The sequence below is a fragment of the Microbacterium azadirachtae genome (assembly GCF_000956505.1).
Lineage (GTDB): Bacteria > Actinomycetota > Actinomycetes > Actinomycetales > Microbacteriaceae > Microbacterium > Microbacterium azadirachtae_A.
Map to the genome: position 1 here is coordinate 1 of NZ_JYIX01000028.1, position 25,687 is coordinate 25,687.

28 protein-coding genes and 1 tRNA gene are annotated in these 25,687 nt (G+C 69.3%); 16 read left to right on the forward strand and 13 right to left on the reverse strand.

Going from position 1 to position 25,687, the window contains the following annotated elements; translation table 11 throughout:
* The first annotated feature begins 348 nt into the window (after positions 1–348).
* A complete protein-coding gene (gene cydD, locus RS86_RS20905; protein ID WP_082076559.1) occupies positions 349–3,780 on the forward strand; it encodes a thiol reductant ABC exporter subunit CydD in 3,432 nt (1,143 codons plus the stop codon).
* A gap of 93 nt (positions 3,781–3,873) precedes the next feature.
* Here the strand turns inward: cydD and RS86_RS04295 are convergent, their stop codons facing one another.
* Positions 3,874–4,245, reverse strand: a complete 372-nt coding sequence (locus RS86_RS04295) for a DUF4406 domain-containing protein (RefSeq protein WP_200892746.1) — start codon at positions 4,243–4,245, stop codon at positions 3,874–3,876.
* Between the two features lie 47 nt (positions 4,246–4,292).
* On the opposite strand from RS86_RS04295, the gene RS86_RS04300 reads away from it, so the two are divergent.
* On the forward strand, positions 4,293–5,048 hold the full coding sequence (locus tag RS86_RS04300) for a DeoR/GlpR family DNA-binding transcription regulator (protein ID WP_045270998.1): 756 nt from the start codon (positions 4,293–4,295) through the stop codon (positions 5,046–5,048).
* 66 nt (positions 5,049–5,114) lie between these two features.
* Here RS86_RS04300 and RS86_RS04305 read toward each other — a convergent pair whose 3' ends face one another.
* Positions 5,115–5,891, reverse strand: a complete 777-nt coding sequence (locus RS86_RS04305; protein WP_045270999.1) for a hypothetical protein — start codon at positions 5,889–5,891, stop codon at positions 5,115–5,117.
* A gap of 120 nt (positions 5,892–6,011) precedes the next feature.
* Between RS86_RS04305 and RS86_RS04310 the strand changes: the two genes are divergently transcribed.
* The 4 genes from RS86_RS04310 (at position 6,012) to RS86_RS04325 (ending at position 9,360) form a co-directional block, all read left to right on the forward strand.
* Entirely contained in the window at positions 6,012–7,064 is a 1,053-nt protein-coding gene (locus RS86_RS04310) for a hypothetical protein (protein ID WP_045271000.1), read from the forward strand.
* Between the two features lie 172 nt (positions 7,065–7,236).
* A tRNA-Ser gene (locus RS86_RS04315) sits at positions 7,237–7,327 on the forward strand.
* A 932-nt stretch (positions 7,328–8,259) separates the two neighbouring features.
* Positions 8,260–9,126: a hypothetical protein gene (locus RS86_RS04320; RefSeq protein ID WP_045271001.1), complete on the forward strand. Its 867-nt coding sequence runs from the start codon at positions 8,260–8,262 to the stop codon at positions 9,124–9,126.
* Between the two features lie 21 nt (positions 9,127–9,147).
* On the forward strand, positions 9,148–9,360 hold the full coding sequence (locus RS86_RS04325; RefSeq protein WP_045271002.1) for a hypothetical protein: 213 nt from the start codon (positions 9,148–9,150) through the stop codon (positions 9,358–9,360).
* A gap of 203 nt (positions 9,361–9,563) precedes the next feature.
* Here the strand turns inward: RS86_RS04325 and RS86_RS04330 are convergent, their stop codons facing one another.
* On the reverse strand, positions 9,564–10,031 hold the full coding sequence (locus RS86_RS04330; protein WP_045271003.1) for a hypothetical protein: 468 nt from the start codon (positions 10,029–10,031) through the stop codon (positions 9,564–9,566).
* A gap of 133 nt (positions 10,032–10,164) precedes the next feature.
* Between RS86_RS04330 and RS86_RS04335 the strand changes: the two genes are divergently transcribed.
* From RS86_RS04335 to RS86_RS04345, 3 genes are all read left to right on the forward strand, one after another.
* The gene (locus RS86_RS04335; protein WP_052680070.1) at positions 10,165–10,716 is read left to right on the forward strand and encodes a DUF5067 domain-containing protein; all 552 of its coding nucleotides are present in this window, start codon (positions 10,165–10,167) and stop codon (positions 10,714–10,716) included.
* Between the two features lie 148 nt (positions 10,717–10,864).
* The gene (locus RS86_RS04340) at positions 10,865–11,527 is read left to right on the forward strand and encodes a hypothetical protein (RefSeq protein ID WP_152642066.1); all 663 of its coding nucleotides are present in this window, start codon (positions 10,865–10,867) and stop codon (positions 11,525–11,527) included.
* Between the two features lie 21 nt (positions 11,528–11,548).
* Positions 11,549–12,406 carry a GIY-YIG nuclease family protein gene (locus RS86_RS04345; protein WP_045271005.1) on the forward strand — a complete coding sequence of 286 codons (858 nt, stop codon included), beginning with the start codon at positions 11,549–11,551 and terminating at the stop codon, positions 12,404–12,406.
* A 592-nt stretch (positions 12,407–12,998) separates the two neighbouring features.
* On the opposite strand, the gene RS86_RS04350 is transcribed toward RS86_RS04345, so the two are convergent.
* The 5 genes from RS86_RS04350 to RS86_RS20580 all read right to left on the reverse strand — a co-directional run bounded on the left by RS86_RS04350 (position 12,999) and on the right by RS86_RS20580 (position 15,023).
* Positions 12,999–13,337 (reverse strand): hypothetical protein, encoded by a 339-nt coding sequence (locus RS86_RS04350; RefSeq protein WP_045271006.1) that lies wholly within the window; start codon positions 13,335–13,337, stop codon positions 12,999–13,001.
* A gap of 43 nt (positions 13,338–13,380) precedes the next feature.
* Positions 13,381–13,803, reverse strand: a complete 423-nt coding sequence (locus RS86_RS04355) for an HNH endonuclease (protein ID WP_152642067.1) — start codon at positions 13,801–13,803, stop codon at positions 13,381–13,383.
* A gap of 284 nt (positions 13,804–14,087) precedes the next feature.
* The gene (locus RS86_RS04360; protein WP_045271008.1) at positions 14,088–14,345 is read right to left on the reverse strand and encodes a hypothetical protein; all 258 of its coding nucleotides are present in this window, start codon (positions 14,343–14,345) and stop codon (positions 14,088–14,090) included.
* Positions 14,342–14,848 carry a hypothetical protein gene (locus RS86_RS04365; RefSeq protein WP_045271009.1) on the reverse strand — a complete coding sequence of 169 codons (507 nt, stop codon included), beginning with the start codon at positions 14,846–14,848 and terminating at the stop codon, positions 14,342–14,344. Before RS86_RS04365 ends, RS86_RS04360 begins: the two co-directional genes overlap by 4 nt.
* Positions 14,849–14,852: 4 nt before the next feature.
* Positions 14,853–15,023, reverse strand: a complete 171-nt coding sequence (locus tag RS86_RS20580) for a hypothetical protein (protein ID WP_160299666.1) — start codon at positions 15,021–15,023, stop codon at positions 14,853–14,855.
* Positions 15,024–15,160: 137 nt separating this feature from the next.
* Here RS86_RS20580 and RS86_RS04370 point away from each other — a divergent pair, with 137 nt between their 5' ends.
* On the forward strand, positions 15,161–15,505 hold the full coding sequence (locus RS86_RS04370; RefSeq protein ID WP_045271010.1) for an SdpI family protein: 345 nt from the start codon (positions 15,161–15,163) through the stop codon (positions 15,503–15,505).
* 232 nt (positions 15,506–15,737) lie between these two features.
* Here RS86_RS04370 and RS86_RS04375 read toward each other — a convergent pair whose 3' ends face one another.
* Both RS86_RS04375 and RS86_RS04380 read right to left on the reverse strand, forming a co-directional pair.
* Positions 15,738–15,941, reverse strand: coding sequence for a hypothetical protein (locus tag RS86_RS04375; RefSeq protein WP_045271011.1), 204 nt, complete (start codon positions 15,939–15,941; stop codon positions 15,738–15,740).
* A 299-nt stretch (positions 15,942–16,240) separates the two neighbouring features.
* Positions 16,241–17,113 (reverse strand): sulfite exporter TauE/SafE family protein, encoded by an 873-nt coding sequence (locus tag RS86_RS04380; protein ID WP_235281609.1) that lies wholly within the window; start codon positions 17,111–17,113, stop codon positions 16,241–16,243.
* 11 nt (positions 17,114–17,124) lie between these two features.
* On the opposite strand from RS86_RS04380, the gene RS86_RS04385 reads away from it, so the two are divergent.
* Positions 17,125–17,883: a helix-turn-helix domain-containing protein gene (locus RS86_RS04385; protein ID WP_045271013.1), complete on the forward strand. Its 759-nt coding sequence runs from the start codon at positions 17,125–17,127 to the stop codon at positions 17,881–17,883.
* Positions 17,884–18,489: 606 nt separating this feature from the next.
* On the forward strand, positions 18,490–19,242 hold the full coding sequence (locus RS86_RS04390; RefSeq protein WP_052680071.1) for a GNAT family N-acetyltransferase: 753 nt from the start codon (positions 18,490–18,492) through the stop codon (positions 19,240–19,242).
* 69 nt (positions 19,243–19,311) lie between these two features.
* Here RS86_RS04390 and RS86_RS04395 read toward each other — a convergent pair whose 3' ends face one another.
* Positions 19,312–20,598 (reverse strand): isochorismate synthase, encoded by a 1,287-nt coding sequence (locus tag RS86_RS04395; RefSeq protein WP_152642068.1) that lies wholly within the window; start codon positions 20,596–20,598, stop codon positions 19,312–19,314.
* A 74-nt stretch (positions 20,599–20,672) separates the two neighbouring features.
* On the opposite strand from RS86_RS04395, the gene RS86_RS04400 reads away from it, so the two are divergent.
* A complete protein-coding gene (locus RS86_RS04400; RefSeq protein ID WP_045271014.1) occupies positions 20,673–21,314 on the forward strand; it encodes a hypothetical protein in 642 nt (213 codons plus the stop codon).
* A gap of 58 nt (positions 21,315–21,372) precedes the next feature.
* Positions 21,373–22,098, forward strand: coding sequence for a class I SAM-dependent methyltransferase (locus RS86_RS04405; protein ID WP_235281610.1), 726 nt, complete (start codon positions 21,373–21,375; stop codon positions 22,096–22,098).
* A 46-nt stretch (positions 22,099–22,144) separates the two neighbouring features.
* Here RS86_RS04405 and RS86_RS04410 read toward each other — a convergent pair whose 3' ends face one another.
* Complete coding sequence (locus RS86_RS04410) at positions 22,145–22,558, reverse strand: ester cyclase (protein ID WP_045271015.1); 414 nt, start codon at positions 22,556–22,558, stop codon at positions 22,145–22,147.
* A gap of 146 nt (positions 22,559–22,704) precedes the next feature.
* On the opposite strand from RS86_RS04410, the gene RS86_RS04415 reads away from it, so the two are divergent.
* The gene (locus RS86_RS04415) at positions 22,705–23,766 is read left to right on the forward strand and encodes a polyprenyl synthetase family protein (RefSeq protein WP_045271016.1); all 1,062 of its coding nucleotides are present in this window, start codon (positions 22,705–22,707) and stop codon (positions 23,764–23,766) included.
* A gap of 28 nt (positions 23,767–23,794) precedes the next feature.
* Positions 23,795–25,168 carry an FAD-dependent oxidoreductase gene (locus RS86_RS04420; protein WP_045271017.1) on the forward strand — a complete coding sequence of 458 codons (1,374 nt, stop codon included), beginning with the start codon at positions 23,795–23,797 and terminating at the stop codon, positions 25,166–25,168.
* Positions 25,169–25,214: 46 nt separating this feature from the next.
* Here the strand turns inward: RS86_RS04420 and RS86_RS04425 are convergent, their stop codons facing one another.
* Positions 25,215–25,649, reverse strand: coding sequence for a hypothetical protein (locus RS86_RS04425; protein WP_045271018.1), 435 nt, complete (start codon positions 25,647–25,649; stop codon positions 25,215–25,217).
* Positions 25,650–25,687: the final 38 nt, after the last annotated feature.

The window sequence follows — 25,687 nt, forward strand, 5'->3', positions numbered from 1 at the left end:
CCCCGCGACCGCGCCGCGCGTGCGCCGGCCCGCGACCGCGGCGCCCGCCCGGGGCCCCTTCTACTTCCGGGTCGTCCCCGTGGGCGGACCCCCTGGCGTGCGCTCACGGGGACGACTCGAAGGTGGAAGGGCCGCTGTGCCTCGGGCGCTGGCGCGGGCGGCCCTCCACTTTCGGGTCGTCCCTGTTCTCGCGGCGCCCGCCCGGGGCCCCTTCTACTTCCGGGTCGTCCCTGTGAGCGGACCCCCTGGCGTGCGCTCACGGGGACGACTCGAAGGTGGAAAGGCGGCCGGGGGGCGGGCGCACGCGGGCGCGTTCGCAGACGCGGCGGCAGCATCGGAGCGGATCCGATGAAGCCGATCGATCCGCGGCTGCTGCGGTGGGCGCCCGCCGCGCGGACCTACCTCGCGGTCTCGGCGGGCATCGCGCTCGTGCAGACGGCGGTCACGATCGCGTTCGCGGGGCTGCTCGCCGCGGGGATCACGGACGTGGCGGAAGGGCGCTCGCCACTCGGCCACGTGCCGTGGCTGGCGCTCGTGGTGCTCGTGCGCGCCGTGCTGCTCTGGGTGTCCGAGGCGTGGGGCGCCCGCGCCGCCGCGCAGGCCGGGCGCGAGCTGCGGACGGCCCTGCTCGATGCGATCTCCCGCCGCGGCCCGGCCTGGCTCGGCACGCGCAACCGCGCCGCGCTCGCGGTCACCGCGGGGCATGGGCTCGACGCCCTGGATCCGTATTTCTCCCGGTACATCCCGCAGCTCGTGCTCACCGCGATCGCGACGCCCGTCATCGTCGCCGTCATGTGGTGGCAGGACTGGCCGAGCGGACTCGCCGCGATCGTCACGCTGCCGCTCATCCCGCTGTTCCTCATCCTCATCGGCATCGCGACCCGCAGTGTGCAGCGCAAGCAGCTGCAGGTGCTGCACGCGCTCGCGGCGCGGTTCGCCGACACCGTGCAGGGCCTCGCCACGCTGCGCGTGTTCGGGCGGGAGCGCCGCGCGGCCGCCCGCATGCGCGAGACCGCCGACCAGTACCGCCGCGAGACCATGCGCGTGCTGCGGTACTCGTTCCTCTCCGGCTTCGCTCTCGAACTGCTCTCGTCGCTCGCGGTCGCGATCATCGCCGTCTCGGTGGGCCTGCGCCTGCTGGGCGGCGAGCTGAGCCTCGGCGTCGGCCTGTTCGTGCTGCTGCTGGCTCCCGAGGCGTTCCTGCCACTGCGGCAGGTCGGGGTGCAGTTCCACGCCGCGTCCGAGGGCGTCGCCGCGACGGAGGACGTCTTCGAGGTCCTGGAGTCGGATCCGGCGGCCGAGTCCGGCGTTCACGGTGCGCACCTTGCTGCATATCGGCCCGGAATCCAGCCATTTGCGCGCTTCGAAACAGGACGTGGGATCCGGCTGGTCGTCGACGGGGTCTCGGTGCGGCACGAGGAGCAGCGGCTGCCGGGGGTGTCGTTCACGGCGGAGCCGGGGACGGTCACGCTCATCGAGGGGCGGAGCGGATCCGGCAAGTCGAGTCTGCTCGCGGCCCTGCGCGGGGCGGCGGCGCACGACGGAGCCGTCGCGGCCGAGGGCGCAGCGGATCCGGATCCCACCACGTGGCTCGCCTGGGCGGGCCAGCGCCCCGGGCTCATCCGCGGCACGGTCGATGCGAACGTCGCGCTCGGCGACCCCGCGCCCGACCTCGAGCGCGTCCGCACGGCGCTCGTCGAGGCGGCCGCGCCCGACCTGGATCCGGCGCAGGAGCTCGGCGTGCAGGGGGCGGGACTCTCGGGAGGCCAGGCCCAGCGCGTCGCCGTGGCGCGTGCCCTGTACCGACTCGGATCCGGAGCGAGGGTGCTCGCGCTCGATGAGCCGTCGAGCGCCCTCGACGCCGTGACCGAGCAGCGGCTGTGGGCGTCGCTGCGCCGCGCCGCAGATGACGGGGCGACGGTGCTGCTCGTCTCGCACCGGGAGTCGGCCCGCGCGATCGCCGACCAGGTGGTCCGCCTGGGCGGCCCACCCGTTCCCGCTCAGGTCGCACTTTCGGCTGCACCGGGGCGTCCGGAAGCGCCAAAAGTGCGACCCGAACCGGGGTCCGACCCGGAATCGCGACCCCACCCCGGGGAGGATCCGGATCCGATCCCGGGTCTCCCGGCCTCCGTCGGCGGCATCCTCCGCCTCGCGATGCCCCGCACCCGCCGGTTCCTGCCCGCGATCCTGGCCGGGATCGTCTCGGCGGCGGCCGCGGTCGGCCTGCTGCTCGTGAGCGGCTGGCTCATCGTCACCGCGTCGCTCGTCGACAACCTCGTGCCGCTCTCGGTCGCGATCGTCGGGGTGCGGTTCTTCGCCGTGACCCGCGCCGTCACCCGGTACCTCGAGCGCCTCGTGGGGCACGACGCCGCCCTCGGCCGCCTCGCGGACCTGCGGGCCGCGGTCGTGCGCCGGCTCACTCCTCTGGCCCCGGCGGGACTCGGATCCACGGACCGCGGCTCGGTGCTCGCCGCCCTCGTCGACGACGTGGAGAACCTGCAGAACCTGCCCCTCCGCGTGGTGCAGCCGCTGCTGACCGGGGGCGTCGTGGCCCTCGTCTCGATCGGTGTCCTCGCCGTCATCGCCCCCTCGGCTGCCCTCGCGCTCGCGGTCTGCCTCGTGGTCGCGGTCGCCGGTGCTGTCGTGCTCGGCGGCATCGCCGGAGGCCGGGCCGAACGCGCGCTCAGCCGCGACCGCGCCGAACTCGCCGGAGCCCTCGTCGACGAGCTCACCGCGCTCGACGTGCTGCAGGCGTACGGCGCGGAGCCGGTCGCACGCGGACGGATCCGCGCCGCCGACGAGGCGCTGCGCCGCACGACCACCCGGGCGGCGGTCGCGCAGGCGCTGTCGTCCGCGGTCGTGTCGCTCGCGGCCGGTGCCGCGTCGATCTGGGCGCTCTCCGTCGCGGCGCCAGGGCAGGCAGGAGGCGCCGTCGATGCGCCCTGGTTCGCGGTCGCCGTACTCCTGCCGATGGCGGTGTTCGACGTGTTCTCCGCCGTGCCTCAGGCCGCCTCCGCCTGGCGCGGTGTGCGCGCCGGCGCCGAGCGGATCCACGCGCTGCTGCCCTCCGCTCTGCCGGCGGAGGTGCGCGGCGACGAGGGCGAGGGCCGCATCGAGGACGGCGCTCTTCGCCTCCGCGGCGTGACCGCCTCGTGGCCCGGCGCCCGCACCCCTGCCCTCAGTGACCTCGACCTGGACGTCGCGCCGGGCGAGCGGATCCTCGTCACCGGATCCAGCGGCGCGGGCAAGTCGTCGCTCGCCGCCGTCCTCGTCGGTTTCCTGCGCTTCGGGGGCTCGTATCGCATCGGCGACGGCGACGCGGCCCTGGTGCCGGGACCGGAGCTGCGCCGCCACATCGGACTGTGCGAGCAGGATCCGATGCTCTTCGACGAGGACATCCGGCAGAACCTGCTGTTCGCGCGCGAGACGGCGACCGATGCCGAGCTGTTCGCGGTGCTCGACCGGGTCGGCCTCGGCCCCTGGGTGCAGGAGCGCGGCGGGCTCAACACGCGGGTGGGGGAGCGGGGCGCCCTCGTGTCCGGTGGCCAGGCGCAGCGCATCGCGCTCGCCAGGGCGATCCTGCGCGGATTCCCCGTGCTCGTGCTCGATGAGCCGACAGCGGGGGTGGATCCGGACGCGTCCGATGCGCTGCTGCGCGATCTGCTGGGCGCGGCCGGATCCCAGACCGTCGTCCTGGTCTCGCACGTGGAGCCGCCCGCCGGCACGATCGACCGGACCGTCCGGATCGACGCGGGGCGGATCCGGGCCGTCGAGGCCTGAGCCCTCGCGCTCGAGCCGCCGGGCGCGGCGGGGCTTCGCCGCCGGCCCGTGCGGCCGGGCCCGAACCGTCGGGCCCGGCTGCCGACGCGTGGGTCAGGCGGCGATCCCCGGCACCTCCTCGAGGCTGCGGTAGACCGGGATCCCGCGACCCTCGGCGATCGCGACGTCCTGATCGGCCCCGCGGGATTCTCCGGGCAGGCGCAGCACCGCGTCGCAGTGCTGCAGCAGGCGCTCGGCCGTCGGGTACATCACCTCCGTCGCGAGGGGATCTCCCGGGCCGGTCGCGCCGGCGCTGGACAACACGGGAAGCGCGACCCACTCGCCGATCATCGGGATGTGCCCTGCACGGAAGATCGGCCAGGCCGCCTCTTCGAGTCGGGCCAGGTTCTGCGCCATGAGCGCGGGGTCGCCGCCGGTGCCCGACGCATAGGGGCCGGCGATGAGGATCATGAGTGGCTTCGTCATATCGGGTACAATACAGCAGAAACGTGCATAAATCGGAAGGACTCGGAATGCTTGCTGCCGCGCGCAAGGACATGCTGCTCGAACGACTGCGCCGTGACGGCCGCCTCGTCGCGAAGGACATCGCCGCCGAGCTGGGCCTGTCGGAGGACAGCATTCGCCGCGATCTGCGCGAGCTCGATGCGGCGGGACTCGCGGTGCGCGTCTACGGCGGTGCGCTCCCGGCATCGCCCGCCGTGGTCGACTACGCGCGGCGCACGGCCGTGGCCCCGGACAGCAAGGCGCGGGTCGCTGCCGCGGCCGCAGCCCTCATCGAGCCGGGCGCCACCGTGATCCTCGACGGCGGCACCACGGCGCTCGCGATGGTCGCCGAGATCCCGCTCGCGCTGCCGTGCACGGTCATCACGCACAGTCCTACGGTCGCCGCCGCGCTGCTCGATCATGCCGCCGACGTCTTCCTCATCGGAGGGCAGCTGTTCAAGCACTCCGCCGTGGCGTGCGGGGCGGCGGCCGTCGAGGCTGCACAGCGGATCAGCGCCGACCTGTTCTTCCTCGGGGTCACGGGCGTGCATCCGACGGCGGGGCTGACCACCGGGGATCCGGAGGAGGCGGCCATGAAGCGCGTCCTCTCCTCCCGTGCTGCCGAGACCTACGTGCTCGCGAGCGAGGAGAAGATCGGCACGGCCTCGCGGTTCGGCGTCGTGGCGCTGGACGAGGTGGCCGGCATCGTCACGGACGCGGATCCCGCCGATCCGACGCTCCGCGAACTCGTGGCGGCGGGTGTTCGGCTGATCGCGGCCGACTGATCCGGATCCCGCGGTCCGGATGCCGAGGCCCGGATCCCGAGACCCGGCCCGGATCCAGACGCGCCGTCAGGGCCAGAGTGGAGCGGTGGGCTCGAGCACCTCGCCGAGCGCTTCGAAGGCGTGGCGGCGCTCCTCGATGCGGCGGTGGAGCTCCTGCTGCGCGTCGTCCACGACGTCCGGATCCAGCGGCACCGACGTCACGTCGGAGCGCGCGTGCTCGGCGGCGAGGTGCGCGTCGAGCTCGGGACCCGAGGTCCAGGACGTGATGAGCGCGTAGCGCGGCGCCGTGCCGCGATGCCAGACCGCATGCCAGAAGCGCTGGGTGTCGACGACGATCCGCGAGCCGGCGGGCAGCGGCAGGCGCACTTCGGTGGCCGGATCGAAGCGGTCCTGCCGCAGGATCAGCAGCGACTCCGGGTCGTCGGTGAGGTTGTAGAAGCCGCGCACGACCCAGCCCGTGCCGTCGGGGTTGAGGCGGTTGTTGTCGTCCTGGTGCAGGTTGTAGATCGCGTCGGCGTAGGTGTTCGGCTGAAGCTCGACCACGCGGCAGCGCCCGATGGTCGCGCCGGCCTCCTTCGCGCGCCGCACGAGCGTCGGCGCCAGGGCGGACTGCGCCGCGACCCAGACGCCGTCCTTGTCGGCGCGCGGCGGGGTGCGGTTCCAGAAGCCGTCGCAGTCCGCGTCGCCGGAGTGGCTCGCGAGCGCGGCGAACCGGGTCACGCCCGAGGAGCGCCACGGCGTGTACGCGAGGTCGAGCCATTCGGCCGGGTCCGCGGTCTGGTCGTAAGGGTCCAGCACCACGTATCCGGTCTTCTCCAGTGCGGGCGAGTGGATGTGCGACATGGCGGGGACCTCCGATCCGTCTTCGCAGCCTACTTAGGGCATCCTAACTCGTCGGCGTGCGACGGATGCGGGACGCAACCGTGCAAAACCGGCTCCGGGAACCGTCTTACGCTGTCAGGCATGACCAACCCCCGCGGAGCGCTGCTGGTCGGCAGCGTGAACTACGACGACGCCGAGACCACGATGCGCACCGCCGCCGAGATCCTCGGGCCGCGGTTGCGGCGCATCCCCGACGGCGAGGTCGGCGTCCGCTTCCACTGGATCATGTTCCAGCCCGATGTGCTCGGGCAGGCGCAGGGGATCGAGCGGGTCGGCGCCGAGCGGATCCCCTTCGGCGCGGGTCTCGACGCCCGGCCCCTCCGGATCGCCGATGGCGTGGAGGCGTCCGGGATCGCGCTGCCGCCGCTCGGCTATGTGTCCGCGGCGCTCGAGTCGTACGAGGTCTTCCGCCGCCTGCGCGCGGAGGGTGCGATCGCCGAGGGGGTGCGCTTCCAGGTGTCGCTGCCCACGCCGCTCGCGGTGATCTCTTCGTTCTTCGCGGGCGACGACCGTGCCGCGATCGAGCCGGTCTACACGGCGGCGCTCCTCGGCGAGCTCGACGAGGTCCTGGGCGGGATCCCGCACGCCGACCTCGCGATCCAGTGGGACGTCGCGAGCGAACTGGGCATCATCGAGCGCGCCGCCGGCTACGGCAAGGTCATGGAGGCGTGGTGGCCCGGGGATCCGTTCGACGGCCTCGTCGCGCGCCTGGCGGCGCTCGTCGACGCGGTGCCCTCGGGCGTCGAGGTCGGCGTGCACCTCTGCTACGGCGACGCCGCCGAGAGGCACTTCATCGAGCCGGTCGATGCCGGCACCCTGGTCCGCTACGCGAACGCCGTGGTCGCGGCGGCCGGGCGCCCGCTGACCTGGCTGCATCTGCCCGTCCCGATCGAGCGCGACGACGACGCGTACTTCGCCCCGCTCGACACGCTCGCGCTGGGCGACGGCGTCGAGCTGTACCTGGGCCTCGTGCACCGCGAAGACGGAGCCGAGGGTGCGGAGCGCCGCATCGCCGCGGCCTCCCCGCACGTCGCCGAGTTCGGCGTGGGCACCGAGTGCGGCATCGGACGCGCCCCCGCCGGATCCACGGAGGGCATCCTGCGCACCCACGCCGAGGTCGCCGCGGCCTGGTGACGACGGCGGGGCGCGTCTGTCGTCGCCGAGCGCACGGGATCCCGTCGAGTGCACGGGACGTCGGCGTCGACAAGCCGTGCGCTCGACAGGATCCGGTGGACTCGGCGGGCGGCGCGCCCGTGCGGCATCGCTCGATTCGCGATCGATCCCGCCGTCGCGTAAGCTATTCCGCGGTGACGTGTCCGAGCGGCCGAAGGTGCAACTCTCGAAAAGTTGTGTAGGGTAACCCCCTACCGTGGGTTCAAATCCCACCGTCACCGCCACCAGTAAGGCCCCGACTCTCCTAGAAAACACTGGGAAGTCGGGGCCTATCTCTTTGTCTGGCTCGCGGCGCGGTAACCAAGCGGTAACGGAAGATCGTCGGTTCCGCTGGCGCTCTGTCATCCCGTTGGGTCGACCGCGTCAGCCGCTGGAGATTGCGTTACGCCGGAGGATGTCGTCAAGGGGGGTCGGAGCTGAGCTCGCGAGAGTCACTTGCTGCAGTTCGCTTTCCGAGAGCACGAATGTCCAGGACCAAGGCGTGGAGCATGAGCTGGCGCGGGAGCACAGCGACGCTAGCGGCCTTTCTGATGGCGGCCGTGGAGATACGGGACCACCCACGACACCGACTCATCAGAGTGGTGGCCACGCCCGATCAATCCCGGCCGATTCGCTGTCTTCCGCGGAACATCGGCTTCGCGCCGATAGTGCGGATAACTGTGAATATCGATGGTTTGGATTCGACCCCTTGAAGTGAGATGGGGCTGAGTTGAAGGTTAACGCGGTCAATACTCGAATACGAGTGGATTCGTCGTTCTTACTCGTCTAGAAATCGACGGAGCTTGTCGCAGGCGCGGGAACCGAAAGCATCGGCATCCCGGCCGCCATCGGGGGTAACGCAACGGGGAAACTGTCGTCGCGGCCGCCGGGCGCAGACGACCGAACATGAGGTGGGGCCATCGTCCCGACGGCGACGTGAAGAGCGAAATCTCGTGGCGCGCGCAGAGACTCCAGTGGCGGGAGCAGCTTCAGCAAGTCGCCCGCTTGGCTCGAAGTGATCCAGCGCGTGGCCGTTGCCCCGCGCGCGAGCCTAAGCCACTGAGCGACTCGTGTCTGTAGGCCGAAGTGGGGACAGCGAACGCGTACAGCTTGACCATAGGTTCGAGGTGCGGGCATCGACTCCCGATGCCTGGAGCATCAATTTGGGGGGTACCAAATGAAGTTTCTGAAGAGCCGGTCTGGTCGGGTGGTCGCTGTCGCGGCGCTTGCGACGGCTGCTGTGATCGGCACCGCCTTGCCGGCATCGTCCGCCACGTATGTCTGGATGGACCAGAGCATCGCTCCGAACGGCACGACGTACACCGAAACCGCTATGGCCGGCAATTTCTCTCGTACGGGAATCAGCGCGTCGATCGACAAGGCCGCCGGCTACACGTGGGAGACCACGGTCTGGTACAACGGCTACTCGAACGTCGGCAATTCCACTGCTACGCAGAGCGGTCCTCGCGGGTGGGGCATCACCAAGGCGAAGTTCGTGTACGGGTGGTACGCCCCCGGCGACACGATCAACGTCAGGGCGTGGTTGCTGGACGCGAAGATGAACGGCACGATGAAGGCGTCGTCGGTCGGAATGATTGACGACCAGGCCGCGCCGCCGCCTGCGGCTGCATCAGTCACGGCCGAAGATCTTCGGTCTGGCAGTGCCGATGGCTTCACGTTCACGTCATACGGCCCAACCGCCGGCGGTGAGGTGTGGACGGCCACCGGAAACGGAGCGAACTGCATCTTCGTTGCACAAGGCGAGTACGTCGCGTCGAGCTGCAACCCGACGGAGGTGGCAGCCCAGCATGGCGTCGCCATTCACGCCGTGAGCGCGGATGGCAGTCAGAGTGTTCAGGCTGTGTTCTCGCCGAATGGCGGCGTCACCACCGAGAATGCTGGGATCTCCGGCCTGACGGCGCTGTCTGACCAGGTCGCGGTCAACACCTCCGCGCCTGTCACGGGTGACTTCAGCACGTCTTCCTCCGTCGCGCGAGGAGCCCAGGCTGGGGTTGTGATCCCTCTCCTCAAGGTGGAAGGCTGAAACTCAGAGGCAGGTGAGCCAATGGATCCGGACCGCAACGACGACATGAAGCCCATGCAGCAGGAATTCGGGCAGATGCCGGGAATCAACAACAACCTGATCGGGCCGTCGTTTCGTGAGATGGCACCGGCGGATACCACCAAACGTGGGATGTTGTGGTCTTCGATCGGTGTAGCAGCACTGCTGGTCGGAACCGGGATCTACTTCCTCGGGAGCTGGCTGCATTGGTTCTAGAGCAGTCGTAACCGAAACCGCCCCGCTTCTCATCGAGAGGCGGGGCGGTCATATTGTCTGTCAGTATCTGCGCAGGCTGGCGATCATGCCCATCCGCGCCAGCATGGGCTGTTTCGGCGCGAGGGTCTAGTCCGTGGTGCCCGGCATGAAGAAGGAGCCTGCCCAGGATTTGTTCCTGAGCGGCTCGTGGTTCGAGAGCAGGGCTACTTGCGCACGAGCGAGACCGTCTTGGTGACGCCCATCATGGTGACCTCGTAGGAGACCTTGTCGCCGGCGACAGAGAAGTCCTTGGTCGGGTCGGTCGACGTGAGCAGGGCGTTGTTCGTGGCTTCCTCGTTGCGGGTGGACGTCCAGGTGAAGTCGCCTGGTGCGGTCGGCGCCTGGTAGGTCCCGACCCAGTAGATGGCCGTGGTGTCATCCTTCATGCTCACCCAGTTGATCGAGATCGCGTCGGCGGTGATCGTGGCGGCCATGAACGAGTCGCCGGCGTTCTCCTGGACCCAATCACCAGAGAGGTCGGCGGGCTTGGGCTGCTCCTTCGGCTTGGCCTGCTCCTGGGTGGCGACAGGCTTGCCTTCGGTCGCTGTCGGCGCTGAAGCCGGCGCGGAGCACCCGGCGAGAGCGAGCGCCGCGACGAGCGTGACAGTGGCGGGAGCGAGCTTGCGGATCATGTAACTTGTGCCTTGTCTGAGTGTTGTATGTGTAGTGACTGAATGACAGTATCCGATTGCGATCGGTTCCTGGGCGGCCGCGAGCACAGCAGCATTCGACGGAAACCCGCTCTCTCGAACGATTGGCTCTCCCGTGACCCTGAAGAAGAAGCTGGGCGTTGCCGCCCTGGCCGCCACCCTGATGCTCACCGGTTGCAGCGGCGCGGCCGCCACCAGCACGCAGCCCAAGCCCAACGAGACCGCAGTCGTCGAGGCACCGAAGACGGACATGGCCGTTACGACGTTCAAGGACAAAACCCTCACCACGAAGGACGTCGTGATCAAGATCACCGACGTGAAGACGATCCCGGTGGGGGAGAAGGGCAACGAGTACGGGGAAACCCCTGTGATCGCGTTCTGGTACAACACGACGAACGTGTCCGGCCGCGAGATGGATGCGATGGAGTGGCTGGTCTTGTTCTCCGCGTATCAGGACAACGATCCGAACGTGGAGAACGAACTTCGGGTGGGATTGCTCCCTGATGATGCCTTCCGGCAGTCGCAAACGGCGAAGATCAAGAAGGGGGGCACCGTCCAGAACGCCGTGGCCTACAAGCTCTCCGACACGACGACGCCTGTGAAGCTGGTCGCCGCAACCGGACTCGGCAGCAACGAGATCGGGTCGATGACCTTCGAGCTGAAGTAACGAGTCGTGGCGCGGCAGCCGTCTGGGCCTCGCCTGGACGGCTGCCCTTCAAGACGAAAGCGCTCGCGCGGCGCCGTGATGATCCCGGTCAGGCCGAAGTCGAGGGGGCGACGTTCGCAGCCTCCCTGTTCACGGCTACGATGACCGCATGAGACTTGCCTATGAGGCTGCTGTGGCTGCCGGAGCTGTTCTGGTCCTTCTGCTGACAGGCTGCTCAGCGTCGACCGGGAACGCCGAGTCTGGTGCTGGCTCAAAGCCGACGTCGACGCCGAAGCCGACACCGACGATCGAGGCTGGCCCAGTGGTGCTCAGCAAGGAGCAGGCGGCAGACCGTTATCTCGGGCTCGTCTGCCAGCGCAACGCGGCCAACGCGCGCATCGGCAACGCATTCGACGCCCAACTGGGCGCGTTCCAGTCAGGCGGTACCGCTGACGTCACCGACGTGAAGGCGGCCGCGGTCGAAGCACAGCGGGTGAACCGACTCGCCATCGAACTCATCGACGACGAGTACTTCACCTGGCCAGACAAGGTCCGGCCGCAGCTGCAGATCCTTCGACAGAGCCTCATGGCCTTCCTCAGCTACGAGGACGGTCTCGTCAATTCGTCCGACTTCGCGAGTGCCGCAAGCCAGCAGGTCCCTGACGCCGAAGCAGGTGCTGCGGCCGCGCAGGAGATTCGCTACCAGCTCGGTCTGCCTGCAGACACCACGGCGAGCTGCGTCGGCAAGGAGACGTACACCGACACGCTCCACGCGGCGATGGTCGAGCGAAACGAGTACCTCGCCTCGTTCAAGGACAAGCCCAGCAAATAGGCGTTCTTCGGGAGGGCCCTCATGATCACGTTCGAAAGCTTTCTTACGGTCCCGGAGCCGCAGCTCACGAAGGTGAAGTTCAACATGCGCTCCGGCGACGGCAGCGGTGAGGCCTTGGACTTCCTCATGGACGACCACGAGCGCTGGCTCAATTTTGGTCGTTGGCGCACCAAGCAGACGAACAACAACATGGGCGGCGCTCGCTACCTGCTGTCGTTCGCGCAGTACTACCCCTATGGGCCGCAGTACTTCATCTTCGGCGGCGCGTACGAGGTGACCGAGATCAAGCCCGATCGGATCGACGATCACGGCTACGACCTGACACCGCTACCGCTGCACGAGGACTTCATCAAGCGCCTCATCATCAAGCTCGACAGGCCCATCGGTCGGACCCCATACCTGCGTCACTACGTGGGACTGCAGGACAGCCTGCTCAATCCGGAGGTCTATGAGCTCGCACCGGACGTCAAGCTCGGCACGTTCCCCGGATACCAGAACGTCCGGCTGCGGCACCACGAGCTGCAGAGGATCATCGCCGGCGACGAGCCCAGCTGGAGGGACGCGCTCTCCAGCGTGAAGGGCGTCTACGTCATCACCGATCTCAGTTGCGGGCGGCTGTACGTCGGGTCCGCGTCGGGGGAGGCCAACGGGCTGTGGCAGCGCTGGTCCAACTACGCGCACCTGAAGAACCTCACCGGCGGCAACCGCGAGCTCGAGCAGCTCCGTCAGGACCTCGGCGATGCGCACATCGTGGAGAACTTCCAGTACTCGATCCTGGAGATCTTCGACCCCAAGACCCGGGCCGACTCGATCCTGGCGCGCGAGTCGTTCTGGAAGAACGCGCTGGACAGCCGCGTGCACGGGATGAACCGGAACTGAGCCCGGCTGGGGCAGGGGCGAGCCGGTTGCGCCAGAGCAACCGTATAGGGCATGGTGGGTGCCACCAGACGGGAGCGCACCCGAGCGCGACCCCGCTGGTCGCTGGGGAAGAGGTTCTGGGGAGCCTCACGCGGGATGCTGCGCGTTATGCCTCGGCGTCCTGCCGCGGCATCCCGCGCACCACGGGCACGTTCACACCGCAGAAACAGTATGTGACTCGTCCCAATGGGGATCTGCGGGGCATGCTGTGGGATCCTCAGTCAACGCTCACCAACACATTGCTGGCTCCGACTGCGCGACCGGCGTGCCCGAACGCACCGGGCCTACCGGTCACGTACGCGACAAATCTCACCGACCACCATCACCTTTGTGGCGAGCAGCACGAGCTACTCACTGCAGGCGATGTTCTACGCCCGCGCCAATACCCCGGGGCAGATCAACGACGACATCGGAGTGACGGTTCCGACTCTCGCCTGCTCGGGCCGACCGGACACCGTGGAGCTAGGCGACAGCAGTTCCCGGCGGCCATCGCATGGCTCGGGCGGGTATGAACGGCCTGAAGGTGTTGGCGACCCTGTGTAGCTGGGTTTTGTCAGCGGCCCGTGTCGTTTGGCGGCGGAAAAGCCGAGTACTCGTCAGCTGACCTCATGATGGGCGCTGAGTCGACGCGTCCCAGATAGACATCGTTGATCGTTTCACCAGCGCCGCTGAGATCCTCAGGACGCGGACCGGATTGCTTTCTCGGCAGAATGGCTCTCACCAGGAAGGCCAGTGCAATGACTGCGGCGGGCAGCCAGGACATCACGATGCCGATTGTGGTTCCGATCGAAGACCAGTCGAGCACCTTTGCCAGCACGAAGGTCACAACGCCCGCCACGATGAGAATGATCGCCACAATGGCGAGGATCCGACTGAGCAGATATCGGTTCATCTTCTTCCCCTCCCGTATGCACCGGGCAACTCCAGTGTGCGTGTCAGCTGCTCGATTTCTCAAGGGGCAGCGGATCCGAAACCTGCCCGAAGTGCCGTAACCACTTCGGGTGGTACCCGGGCGACGAGTGCCGGCGGCCGTGGGTGTTCCCGGCGATGACGATGTCGGAGTAGTGCGAAAGCAGGCCGTCCCATCGAGCGTCGCCGGAAGCAGGTTGACGCACGGCGGGGAGTCCGTCGGCGGTGAGGCTCGACTTCCGGGTGTTGCACATCGCGTGCATCGTCGTGAGGTTCTCGATCCCGCTGGAGCCGCCGTTGGCGTGGGCGAGCGTGTGGTCGGCTTCGGGGGCGAGCGCCCAGTACGCGGGGTGCATCGTGCCGCGGCGGTAGTGCGCGTAGTACGGAAATGCTTCGGGGGAATACGTCGCTGATCGCGACGAGGATGCTGCGGGGGATGGTCGGGCCACCGCAGTATGAACACGCAAATCCATCGCGGACGAAGACCTGCGCCCGGATGTGATCAGGTACCGCGCGGGACGAGCGCTCGGCGGTGCCGGGGGCGGTCTTGCCGTGCAGGGTCAGCGAGCCCATCCAGACCTCGCCGGCGACCGGCTCGAGCAGCTGCTCGGCGACGTCGAACGACGTGGGGAGGGCCTTCGCGACGGTCGCGAGGATCGTGCTGTAGTGCACCGCCGCGCCCTCAGGCAGAGCGTGGATCTCGGTGGTCATGCGTGGGGCTCCATCCCGCGGCTCACCGCCGGTAGGGGTGGTAGATGTCCAGCAGGATGACTCCCACGGCCATCACGATCATCAAGATCCCGACGACACGGATCCTGCGGGGACCCGCGTACGGCGGGAAGAAGAAGTCGGCTTCGTCGCCGAACATCCTGCGGGCTGCTGCGTAGAGGAAGCGGTAGATCCAGGGCGCGAAGACGATGCTCAGCGGGCCCGCGATGATGAGCACGATCGCGGAGATGAGACTCTTGGCCGCGAGAACCTGGTCGATCACCCTCCGACGAACCCTCGGGCCCAGTAGGGAAGTCCTTCGGCTTCGCACGCATCGGCCAGCGCCTTCGAGGCATCACCCCAGGCGATGGCTGTCGGATCGGTCGAGTCGCCCCCCAGCGGAGGCTGGATCCCCTTCAAGGTCGCCAGCGCCTTCGCGACCGGTCCTTCACCGCCGGACGGTGCGCGGCCTATGACTCGAAAAGCCAGGTCGTACCAGCCGGTCCGCTCCTGATCGCCGATCGCCTCGTGGTGGAACGAGTAGTCGGTGTTGTGCATGATCGTCAGCATGTCCGAGTAGGTCTCGCAGGTCACCTTGTCGATCGCGGCTGCGGAGGCTGTCGGATCGGCAGCGGGAGGCGTGGTCGTGAGGGACGGCTTCGCAGACGACGTGGGCTCCGCCTTGACGGTCCCCGCTGCGCATCCCGAGATTCCCATGAGCACGAGAGCAGCTCCCGCGGCGACCAGAACGCGTCGTGAATGGATCCTGGCTCGCTCCGTCGTCATGCGCTCATCGTATGTGCACGGGAGCCTCGGGGTTCTTGCCGGCGGCTGCACGCAGGTCGTTCACCGCGGGGAGCATCGGCTGCGGCTCGTGGAGAACCCATTCGAGCTCCGTGCAGCCATCGGGCAGCGCCACATCCCGCCGTGATGGGTTGACGGGCCAGGCGCCCGGGGGCATGGTCGGAGATGAGCTCGAGGAGCCAGCGGGGTCTTCATGGAGGTCGGGCAACGGCTTATTGCCCGAACTCGCGGAGGCCGGGCGGGATCACTCAAATGCCGGGGTCTCCCGCGCGAAGCAGACGAGGTGGGCAGTTCATGACGACCGCTGTCGCAATCCTCTTCCTCATCCTGGCTGTCCTAGGCGTCATCACGATCGCTCTCGCCGCTGCGGGGATTCTGGGACGGAATCGCATCATCGGGATCCGCACCGCGGCGACGTTGAGCAGTGATCAGGCCTGGAAGCGCGCGCATCGCGCAGGCCTGCTGCCGGCAGGGGCGGGCGCGTCCGTCTGTGCGCTCTTCGCGATCACCGCGATCGTGCTTGTCGAGACCCAGAGGTCAGAGATCGTCGCGGAAGTGATGGTGGGCTGTTCCATTGCCGCGATCCTCGCAGGAGGCGTGTGGAGCACGATTCGAGCGAGCCGTCATGCGGCGCCCTGAACTGACGAGGTCGGAACGTCAGACGCAGTGCCGAGGAGACGGCGTGCGAGCCTGGGATCTATCGCGCCCGCCACGTGGGCTTCGCGCCGTTTACCGCGTTCGATGCTGAAGCTGACGCGGTCTACATCCACCTGGTGCCCTAGATCGAGCCCGGTCGCTCTGTGCACGATCGAGGCCCGGACTCCGATGACGAGTGCGGCGATGAGCGGCCCCGGGATCCCTCTTGAAGGGATCAACGGTGTTGATCGTGGTCGGCGGGCTCGTTGCGTCCTCGGTCGCGCTTGGCAACCATTGCTAGCGCTGCCGAGCCGCCGACGACGACCACGAGCGTCGCGACCTTCAACAACGGGAGGTCCGCACTGATCGCGACGGCGAGCCCGGCGGCAAGAACCACGATGAGCGCGACCTGAATTACTGCCCAGTGCCAGAGCTTCATGCGGGAGTCCGTTCTAATAACTTACGCAGCGATTGCCGGCCCCGAGGCCGCTGATCGGATAGGTCTTCAGATTCTGTCGACACAGACCTTTCTGAACGCCGGATGCCGCAGGATCTCGCGATTTTTTGTCGCCGATCGAGCATCGTCCGCCGCACTGCGCATGCTTCGAGGTTATCGGGACCGCTTCGTCGGGCGCTCCGGACTCCCGGCGCGTCATTCGCCTCCTCGGTCAGGGCTCCCAGCACCATGGCCGGGCGGCGCGCGATGCACCCGCCGCGACGTCGCCTCGCCGACCCCGTTCACCACAGTGATGCGATCATCGCCCCGAGCACGGTCAGCAAGAGGGCGAGATAGGTCCCCGCGTGCACACTTTCGGGGATCGGAAGCGGTCGACGGCGTAGAAGGACGATGACGGGGATCGACCCCGCCAGCAATAGCGCCGCGGCTCCGATGTCGACGATCCCCACGGAGAGGAAAGGTGCGTGGACGGGCGCCGCATGCGGGAGCACCATGAACGCAAGGCTCGCAGGAAGGCTGATCGCGAGAGTCAGCGGGTTCGCGAGGGCGGTCGCCTCGCTCATGGGCAGGCCGGAGCGGCGCAGCAGAGGCACCGTCATCACACTGCCGCCGACGCCGAGCAACGAGGCCACGGCGCCGATGGGCAGCCCGAAAGAGGAGGGAATCCGCACCGTCCCCCTCGGTGAACCGTCCTGAGTCGCGCGGCTGAAGAAGCCTGGGCGCACGGACACGTCGACGATCGTCACCGCCAGATAGGCGACGAAACCCCACGAGACCACCGCCGCGGGCACCGCGGTCGCGACAACGGCACCGCACAACCCTCCCAGGGTCAGCAGGAGAAGGAGCACCCCGCGGCCTCGCAGCCGCTCGAGTACGGCGACCGGGGTGGCAGCTGTGGCGATCGCCGCATTGACGACCATGACCAGCGCGGAGGTGGCCACGGCGATCATGACGGCATCGGAACCGACCGCGGCATCTGCCCAGACGATTACCGGAACGGTGACGAAGCCGCCGCCGAAGCCGAACAGAACGGTGGTGAGCCCGGCGAAGGCTCCGATCAGGAGAAGCGTGAAGACTGTCATCCCAACCAGCCCAGCACTGGGCCGCTCGTCCCGCAGTCGAGGATCGGGCATCTTCTTTCGAATCTCGGCCATACGATCGGTTCATGCGCAACGTCTCCCTGGACCGCGTCGATCGACTGCCGGTGTCGGTCCTGCCGATCGCGACCGACTACGCCCCAAGGCACCTGCTGGCGTGGCACGAGCATCGGCGTGCACAGTTCCTGTACGCCGCCTCGGGCACCATGCTCGTCGAGACACGCGACGGCGCGTGGACGGTGCCGGGAGAGCGCGCGGTCTTGATCCCGCCGCGGACCCGCCACCAGGTCCGGATGCTGGATGTGCAGACCAACAGTCTCTACATCGATCCCCGCAGCGCTCCCTGGTGGCCGGATCGGTGCGAGGTGGTCGTGGTCCCGGATCTCCTGCGAGAACTTCTCCGGGCAGCAGCAGATGTCGATGTCGAGGCGTTGACCGAAAGCCGCAGTCAGGCCGTGTTCGCGCTGCTCCTGCACGAGTTGTCCGCGCTCGTCGAAGTGCCGATGTCGATCCCCTTTCCCGAGGACGTCGTGCTGGCGGGTCTGTGCCGCCGCTACATGTCCGCACCGGACCTACGCGTGGACAACAAGGCCTGGGCACATGAGGCCCGCATGAGCGAGCGGAGCCTGACGCGCCGCTTCCGCGCACAGACGGGGATGAGCCCCGCCGCCTGGCGCGCCAAGGCTCTGTTGCTCGCGGCGATCCCACTGCTGGCCCACCGCGCCGTTACTGATGTCGCCGGCGCGCTGGGCTATTCCTCACCTGCCGCGTTCTCCTACGCCTTTCACCGCGCATTCGATGTGACCCCGATGTCGCTGCGTCAGTGACCCCACGGCCTTTCCACCTTCGAGTCGTCCCTATCAGCGGACTCCATAGCGTGCGCTGACGGGGACGACTCGGAAGTGGGGTGTCGGTCGACGGCGGCGGAGGCGACGGCGCCCCATGCTCGCGCCGGCGCACGGGGGCGCACGGGCGCACGCCGCGGCAGCCGGCGCGGACTGCGGTCGCGGCTTCCCGGCGGAGCGCGTTGCGGATTCAGCAAGCGCATTTCGCGGATCGATGCGGCTGCCGATACGTTCGGAAGGCGGTCCGCGGGCCGCACGACTGCCCATCGACGGATCGGATGACCGGTGATTTCCTGACGACGCACCTTCTGCACTGGCGGGCTCGCGCACGCGCGCGAACCCCTGCGACCGCACCCAGAGAATGGAGTGCGATCGTCGTGCGTCGTCCTCAGGGCGTCCGTTCCGGTCGTCCGGCACCTTTGTAATTCCACGTCGGCAGGCCCCTTTCGAGGCCGTCGCCGTTCGACGATCGACGCACCCCACGGGATCCCGACGATCCCGAATCTCACACTCCGGCCCATCGCACACGCACCGGAGAACCGTCGCATGCGTTGGCCCACGGCAGGCGCACGTCCTGAGAGGACCATCGTGACCATCCAGATCATCCCCGCCCCCGTCGTCCGCCAGACGTGGATCGACCCGTTCGCGGGCGGAACCGAGATCCGCGCCCTCCACAGCTTCCGGCTCGCCCACACGGAGAACCCGGAGGAAGGCTTCGCCGTGCAGATCCTCGGGAGGCCGTCGGGCACGAGCGTGCTCGTCTCCTCCGAGATCGCCGAGTTGGAGGGCGTCCGGCAGTCGACGAGCGAGGCGGAGCTGCGGGCTGCACTCACCGCCGCCGGCATCGAGATGAACGGGGCGGACCATCTGTTCTTCCTGCCGGACGTGCGGAAGCAGGAGGTGCGAGCCGCGGACGACGCGCCGCACGTCCGCCGGCTCACCGCCGACGACGAAGGGCTTTTCGAGGCGTTCGTGGCGAGCGCACCCGAGGCGGATGTCGACGAGGCGTGGGTCGAACTCGATCAGTGGGTCGTGTTCGGCGCCTTCGACGGCGACCTCCTCGTCGCCGCCGGCAGCGCCTTGCCCTTCCGCGAGGACAGTCTCCTGGCCGACATCGGCGTCCTCACGCTGCCCAGCCATCGCGGCCAGGGGCATGCGCGAGCGATCGTCCTCGCGCTCGCCCGCCACGCCCTCGCGGAGGGGTATGAGCCGCAGTACCGCTGCCAGCTCGAGAACACCTCGTCCGTCATCCTGGCCGAGCGCTCGGGGTTCCTGAGCATCGGAACCTGGGACGTCCCGCTTCCCGCGGAGGACGACGACGAGGACGAGGACGAGGACTAGGACGCGGGGCCCTTTCCCGGACGGGAGAGGGCCCCTCGTCGACACAAGGGCGAAGGATGACGCGGCGCGTCAGGCGAGGGCGTCGACGATCGGGCGGAACTTCACCCGCGTCTCGAGCAGCTCCGCCTCGGGGTCGCTGCCGGCGACGATCCCGGCGCCGGCATAGGCGGTGAGCGGGATCGGCTGACCGGATCCGGTCCCGGTCACGTCGAACTGCGCGCACCGCAGCGCGATCGCCCACTCGCCGTTGCCGTGCCCGTCGATCCAGCCCACGGGGCCGGCATAGCGCCCCCGGTCGAAGGGCTCGAGTTCGCGGATCGCCGCGATCGCGGCATCGGTCGGGGTGCCCGCGACCGCGGCCGTCGGGTGCAGCGCGGCGGCGAGGTCGAGCGCGGAGGCGCCGTCGCTGAGGCGCGCGCGCACATCGGTCGCCAGGTGGAACAGGTTCGGCAGCTCGAGGATGAACGGGCCGCCCTCCGCGTCGAGCGCGGTCGTGTGCGGGGCGAGTGAGGCCACCACGCTGCGCACCGCGAACGCGTGCTCGTCGTTGTCCTTGGGGCTGTCGGCGAGCGAGGCCGCGGCGCGGGCATCGGTCACGGCGTCGGCACCGCGCGCGGCCGTGCCGGCCAGCACTCGGGCTGTCACCACGCCGTCCTGCGCGGTGACGAGCGTCTCCGGGCTCGCGCCGATGAGGCCGTCCACGGCGAACGCCCATGTGTCGGGGTACTCGGTGCTGAGCGCGCGCACCAGACGGCGCAGGTCGGATCCGGCCGGTACCGTGCCGACGAGATCGCGCGCCAGCACGACCTTGCCGTACCGGGCGTCGGCGATCGCGGCGAGCGCCTCGCGCACCGAGGCCTGGTAGCCCTGCGCCGTCTGCGCGCCGGGGCCGAGGGTGCCCGCCCAGTGCGGGCCGAGGGCGGTGGGCGCCGGAACGCCGTCCACGAAACCGTGGTCTGCCGGCGCGTCGTCCGCATCACCGGCATCCACGATGCGCGTGATCCACGTGCGACCGCCGTGCCGGCCGATCACGGTACGCGGCACGATGAGCACGCTGTCCGCGGCGGAGGCCTCGTCGAAGACCAGCGCGGCGAACGCGACGAGGCCGGTGCCGGGCAGGCGCACCGCGTCGTCGATGCGGGCGGAAGAGCGGATCCCGTCCCAGGCGCGGCTGAGGGCGGCCGTGCGGGGGTCTGCGCCGGAGGAGATCCGGACCACGGCCGCGGTCTCGGATCCGACCGCGACGATCCCGTCGCCGCGGCGCAGCCACGCCCGCGGATCCGCCGGATCCGCGTAGGCGAGCAGGTCGTCGGCGAGGTCGAACTCTCGCGTCTGAACGACCAGGCCGGCACTCACGGATCCAGCCTATTGCGTGCCGACAGCGCCGCCGTGCCGGGGGAAGCGTCAGGGGTGCGCCATAGAGTGGCACCGTGACTCCAGAGCGTCCTGCATTCGGAACCGAGATCGTCTTCCAATGGCGCAAGTGGGACGGATCCCCGCACTGGCGCCACGAGTGCGTCTACCTCGGCGCGGACGAATGGGGCGACTGGGTGGGTCAGCCCGGCGGCTGGGGGAGCGCACGTCCCGGCCGCACCTTCACGGCGTCCGGCTCCAATGTCACGCTGGTGCCGCCGAGCGGTGATTACGCCCTCACGGTGAACCGCGACCACCCCAAGGGCATGCGGATCTACATCGACCTCGCCTGGGATCTGCGTTCCTCGAACCCCGGGGGAGACTCTTCTGAGGACCTCGGAGACCGGATCCCCGGCGCCATCGAGGACAGCGGATCCCTCCTCGAAGTCGCAGGGGCGCCGGTGCTGTTCTCGGGCATCGACATGGACCTCGACGTCGTGCGCATCGAGGGAGAGCGCGGTACCTGGATCGACGACGAGGACGAGTGGGACGAGCATCGCGTCCAGTACGGCTACCCCGCCGACGTGCAGCGTCGCCTGGAGGCCCTCGCCGCCGACCTCGAGCAGCGGGTGCGCGCCCAGCTGCCGCCGTTCGACGACGCCACGGCCGACGTCTGGCTGGACCGGCTCGAGACGCTCGCCCTGCCGGCACGCGGGTAACCGCCGGCGGCGCACGGCGCCCGGCGTGCGCACGGCTCCGCCCGCGTAGGCTGGACGCGTGAGTGCGAACGAACAGCCGAACCGCGCAGACCTCGGCAAGGATCCGTCCCGCGTCAGCGGCATGTTCGACCAGGTCGCGGCCGGCTACGACCGCACCAACACCGTGATGACGGTCGGCAACGATGCGCTCTGGCGCGCGGCGACGACCCGCGCGGTCGCGCCGAGGAAGGGCGAGCGGATCCTCGATCTCGGGGCCGGAACCGCCTCGTCCTCGGCCGCGCTCGCGCGCAGCGGCGCCGACGTGGTCGCGGCCGACTTCTCGCCGGGCATGCTCGCCGAGGGGAAGCGCCGGCACGGCGACCTGCCGAACCTCAGCTTCGTGGAGGCGGACGCGACCGACCTCCCGTTCGACGACGACTCGTTCGACGCGGTGACGATGTCGTACAGCCTCCGCAACGTGCAGGACCCGAAGAAGGCCATCGCCGAGCTGTTCCGCGTCACCAAGCCGGGCGGTCGTGTCGTGATCAACGAGTTCTCCACGCCGCCGGCCAAGCTGCTGCGCGGCTTCTACAAGATCTACAACGCGCAGGTGCTGCCGCGCGTCGCGCGTCTGGCCGGCACGAACAGCGAGGCCTACGACTACCTCAACGAGTCGATCAGCGCCTGGCCGGACCAGCGCACGCTCGCGAGCTGGCTGCGCGAGGCGGGCTGGATCGACGTCGCCTGGCGCAACCTGTCCTTCGGCATCGTCGCGCTGCACCGCGCCCGCAAGCCGAGGGCCTGAGCAGCCGCGGGCCTGAGCGGCCCGGGCCCGAGACGCTCCGGCGCGATCAGTCGCGAGGCGGCGCGGTCAGGAGCGCGGCGATGTCCGCGATCTCCCACGCCTCGGCGATGAGTCCGTCCCTGAGATGGCAGATGATCGCCTGATCCAGCGTGAAGGCGCGGCCGGCGCCGGTGGCCTCCGTGGTGACGCTGCCGAGGTCGCCGACGATCGTCCCGGTCACGATGACCCGCGCCATCTCGGTGTCGCCGTCGGCGAGGATCTCCTGGATCTCGTGCCGCAGCCCGTGCAACGAGGCCAGCGCGTCGCGCCAGACCTGCTTCTCCTCATCCCGGCCGGTGGTGGACAGCCCGGCCGGGGCGTGGACGACGACATCGGCGTGCATGAACCGATCGAACTCGTCGAGGTTCCCGCTGTCCCCGGCGGCGAGCCAGCGCGCCGTGACGGAGGATCCGGAGATCATGGACGACAGCCTAGAACTCGGGCGCTCGGGTGAGAAGAGCGGCGCGGACGCGGGGATCCGGACGTTCCGCGGGTGATCCGCAGATCCCTGCGCTGTCGCGACATGAGGGAACCGGGCACGGGTCGCGCCCAGGTAGGCTGGACGACGTGACTTCGAGCCCCGCCGCCACGGGTTCGCGCCTCGCGAGCCGTCTCGGTTTCAGCGACCGCGTGTTCGTCGGCCCCGCCGCGCGCAAGCTCGCCCGTGAGGTCGAAGCGGGCCTCGACCTGGTCGAAGAGGGCCTCGCCGTCGACCTGCGCGTCGCCGACTCGATCGCCGACGCCCCGAGCCGCTACCTCTACGAGGCGGGCGGCAAGCGCGTGCGCCCCGTGCTCTCGCTGCTCACCGCGCAGCTCGGCGCCGGAAACGTGCCCGCGGTCATCGACATCGCGAAGGCGCTGGAGATGACGCACCTCGGCTCGCTGTACCACGACGACGTCATGGACGGCGCGGACCGCCGCCGCGGTGTGCCGGCCGCACAGACCGTGTGGGGCAACAACATCGCGATCCTCACCGGAGACATCCTGTTCTCCCGGGCGAGCCAGCTCATGTCCCGCCACGGCGACCGCGCGATCCGGCTGCAGGCCGACACGTTCGAGCGCCTCGTCCTGGGGCAGATGCACGAGACGGTCGGCCCGCAGGAGGGCGACGACCCGGTCGAGTTCTACATCCAGGTGCTCGCCGACAAGACCGGATCCCTCATCGCCGCGTCCACGCAGGCCGGCGCGATCTTCTCCGGCGCTCCCGCCGAGTACGAGGAGCCGCTGCGCAACTACGGCGAGAAGGTCGGCGTGGCCTTCCAGCTGCTCGACGACGTGATCGACCTCTCCGCGAAGCCCGAGGACACCGGCAAGGTGCCGGGCACGGATCTGCGTGCGGGCGTTCCGACGATGCCTTCGCTGCTGCTGAGCGTCGAGACGGATCCGGAGTCTGTCGCGCTCGCCGCGGAGATCGACGCCGGCGTGCTGCGGATCGCCGAGGGCGAGGATCCGGCGATCCTCGACGACGCCCTCGCCCGCCTGCGCGACCACGCCGTCACCCGGAAGACCCTCGACCTCGCCCGCAGCTGGACCCAGGGCGCGATCGACGAGCTCGCCGTACTGCCCAAGGGGCCCGTGCGCGATGCCCTGACCCGGTTCGCGGAGTCGCTCGCGGACCGCAGCAGCTGACGTCCTGCTGCTGCCGAAAGGAACCACTATGACCAAGCTCAGGCTTGCCATCGTCGGAGCCGGCCCCGCCGGCATCTACGCCGCCGACCTCCTGCTGAAAGCCGAACGGCGCTTCGACGTCTCGATCGACCTCTTCGAACAGCTGCCCGCGCCGTACGGCCTGGTCCGCTACGGCGTCGCACCCGACCACCCGCGCATCAAGGGCATCATCACGGCACTGCGCGACGTGCTGGACCGCGGCGACATCCGCCTGTTCGGCAACGTGAACTTCGGCACCGACATCACGCTCGAGGATCTGAAGCAGCACTACAACGCGGTGATCTTCGCGACCGGCGCCCGGCGCGACACCGGCATGGACATCCCGGGGATCGACGCCGTCGGATCCTACGGCGCCGCCGACTATGTCAGCTGGTTCGACGGGCACCCCGACGTTCCGCGCGAGTGGCCGCTCGATGCGGCGTCCGTGGCCGTCATCGGCAACGGCAACGTGGCGCTCGACGTGTCGCGCATGCTCGCGAAGCACGCCGATGACCTGCTGGTCACGGAGGTGCCGGCGAACGTCTACGAGGGCATGAAGGCCAGCGCCGTCACCGACGTGCACGTGTTCGGCCGCCGCGGGCCCGCACAGGTGAAGTTCACCCCCCTCGAGCTGCGCGAGCTCGGCGAACTGCGCGATGTCGACATGGTCGTCTACGACGAGGACTTCGACTACGACGACGCATCACGCGACGCGATCGCCAGCAACAAGCAGGTCATGGTCATCGACCGGGTGCTGCAGGCCTGGCGCAAGCGCGACTCGGTGAACAACGCCGGCGGATCCGCGTCTCGTCGTCTGCACCTGCACTTCTGGGCGCGCCCGGTGGAGGTCCGCTCGGATGAGGACGGCCGTGTCGCCGCCCTCGTCTACGAGCGCACGAAGCCGGACGGCACGGGCGGCGCTGTCGGCACGGGAGAGCTGCGCGAGGTGCCGATCCAGGCGCTGTACCGCGCTGTCGGATACTTCGGCTCGCCGCTGCACGGCGTGCCGTTCGACAAGAAGCACGGCGTGATCCCCAACCGCGAGGGCCAGGTGCTCGCGAAGGACTCCAACCAGCGCGTGCCGGGCATCTACGCCACCGGCTGGATCAAGCGGGGACCCGTGGGGCTCATCGGCCACACCAAGTCCGACGCCATGGAGACCGTGCGCCACCTCATCAACGACCAGGGCTCCTGGTGGCAGCCGGAGGATCCGTCCGAAGAGGCGATCCCTGCGCTGCTCGCCGAGCGCGGCGTGCGGTGGACCGACCTCGACGGCTGGCACCGGCTGGACGAGCACGAGATCGCGCTCGGCGCCCCCGAGGAGCGCGTCCGCGTGAAGCTCGTGCCGCGCGAGGACATGATCCGCGTCTCCCGCGGGGAGTGACGTCCCCGGTCGAGCCGGGTCTCTGAGCGAGCCGCAGGGCGGTCCCTCACTTCTTGGCGGTCACCTCGACCGTGAACGCCACGTGCTTGCCCGAGGCGCTGTTGTCCATCGTGACCTTCGTCGTGCCCTCGGCGAGGGCGTCGAGACCCGGGTTGAACTGGGCGGACCCGTCGTCCTTGCCCGGTGCGAACGAGACGATCTTCGCGTCGGCGATATCGGCCGTCCAGTGCGTGAAGTCCTTGTCGTCGCCGGTGAGGTCGATCGTGTTGCCGAGGGGCACCTGGACCGTGGTCCCGTCGATCGAGCCGAGGTCGGCGATGATCGGCGGCAGCGCGCCGGCACCCGTGGCCGAGGGGGCGCTGCTCGTGCTCGCGGCGGGCGTCGTGCCGCCGGAGCAGCCGGCGAGCCCGAGAGCCGCGGTGGCGAGTGCGGTGCCCGCGACGAGGCCGGCGATCGAACGGTGCAGTCGAGTGCGGATCATGATTCCTCCTGTGCGGTGCGCGTCGATGTGCCCAGCGT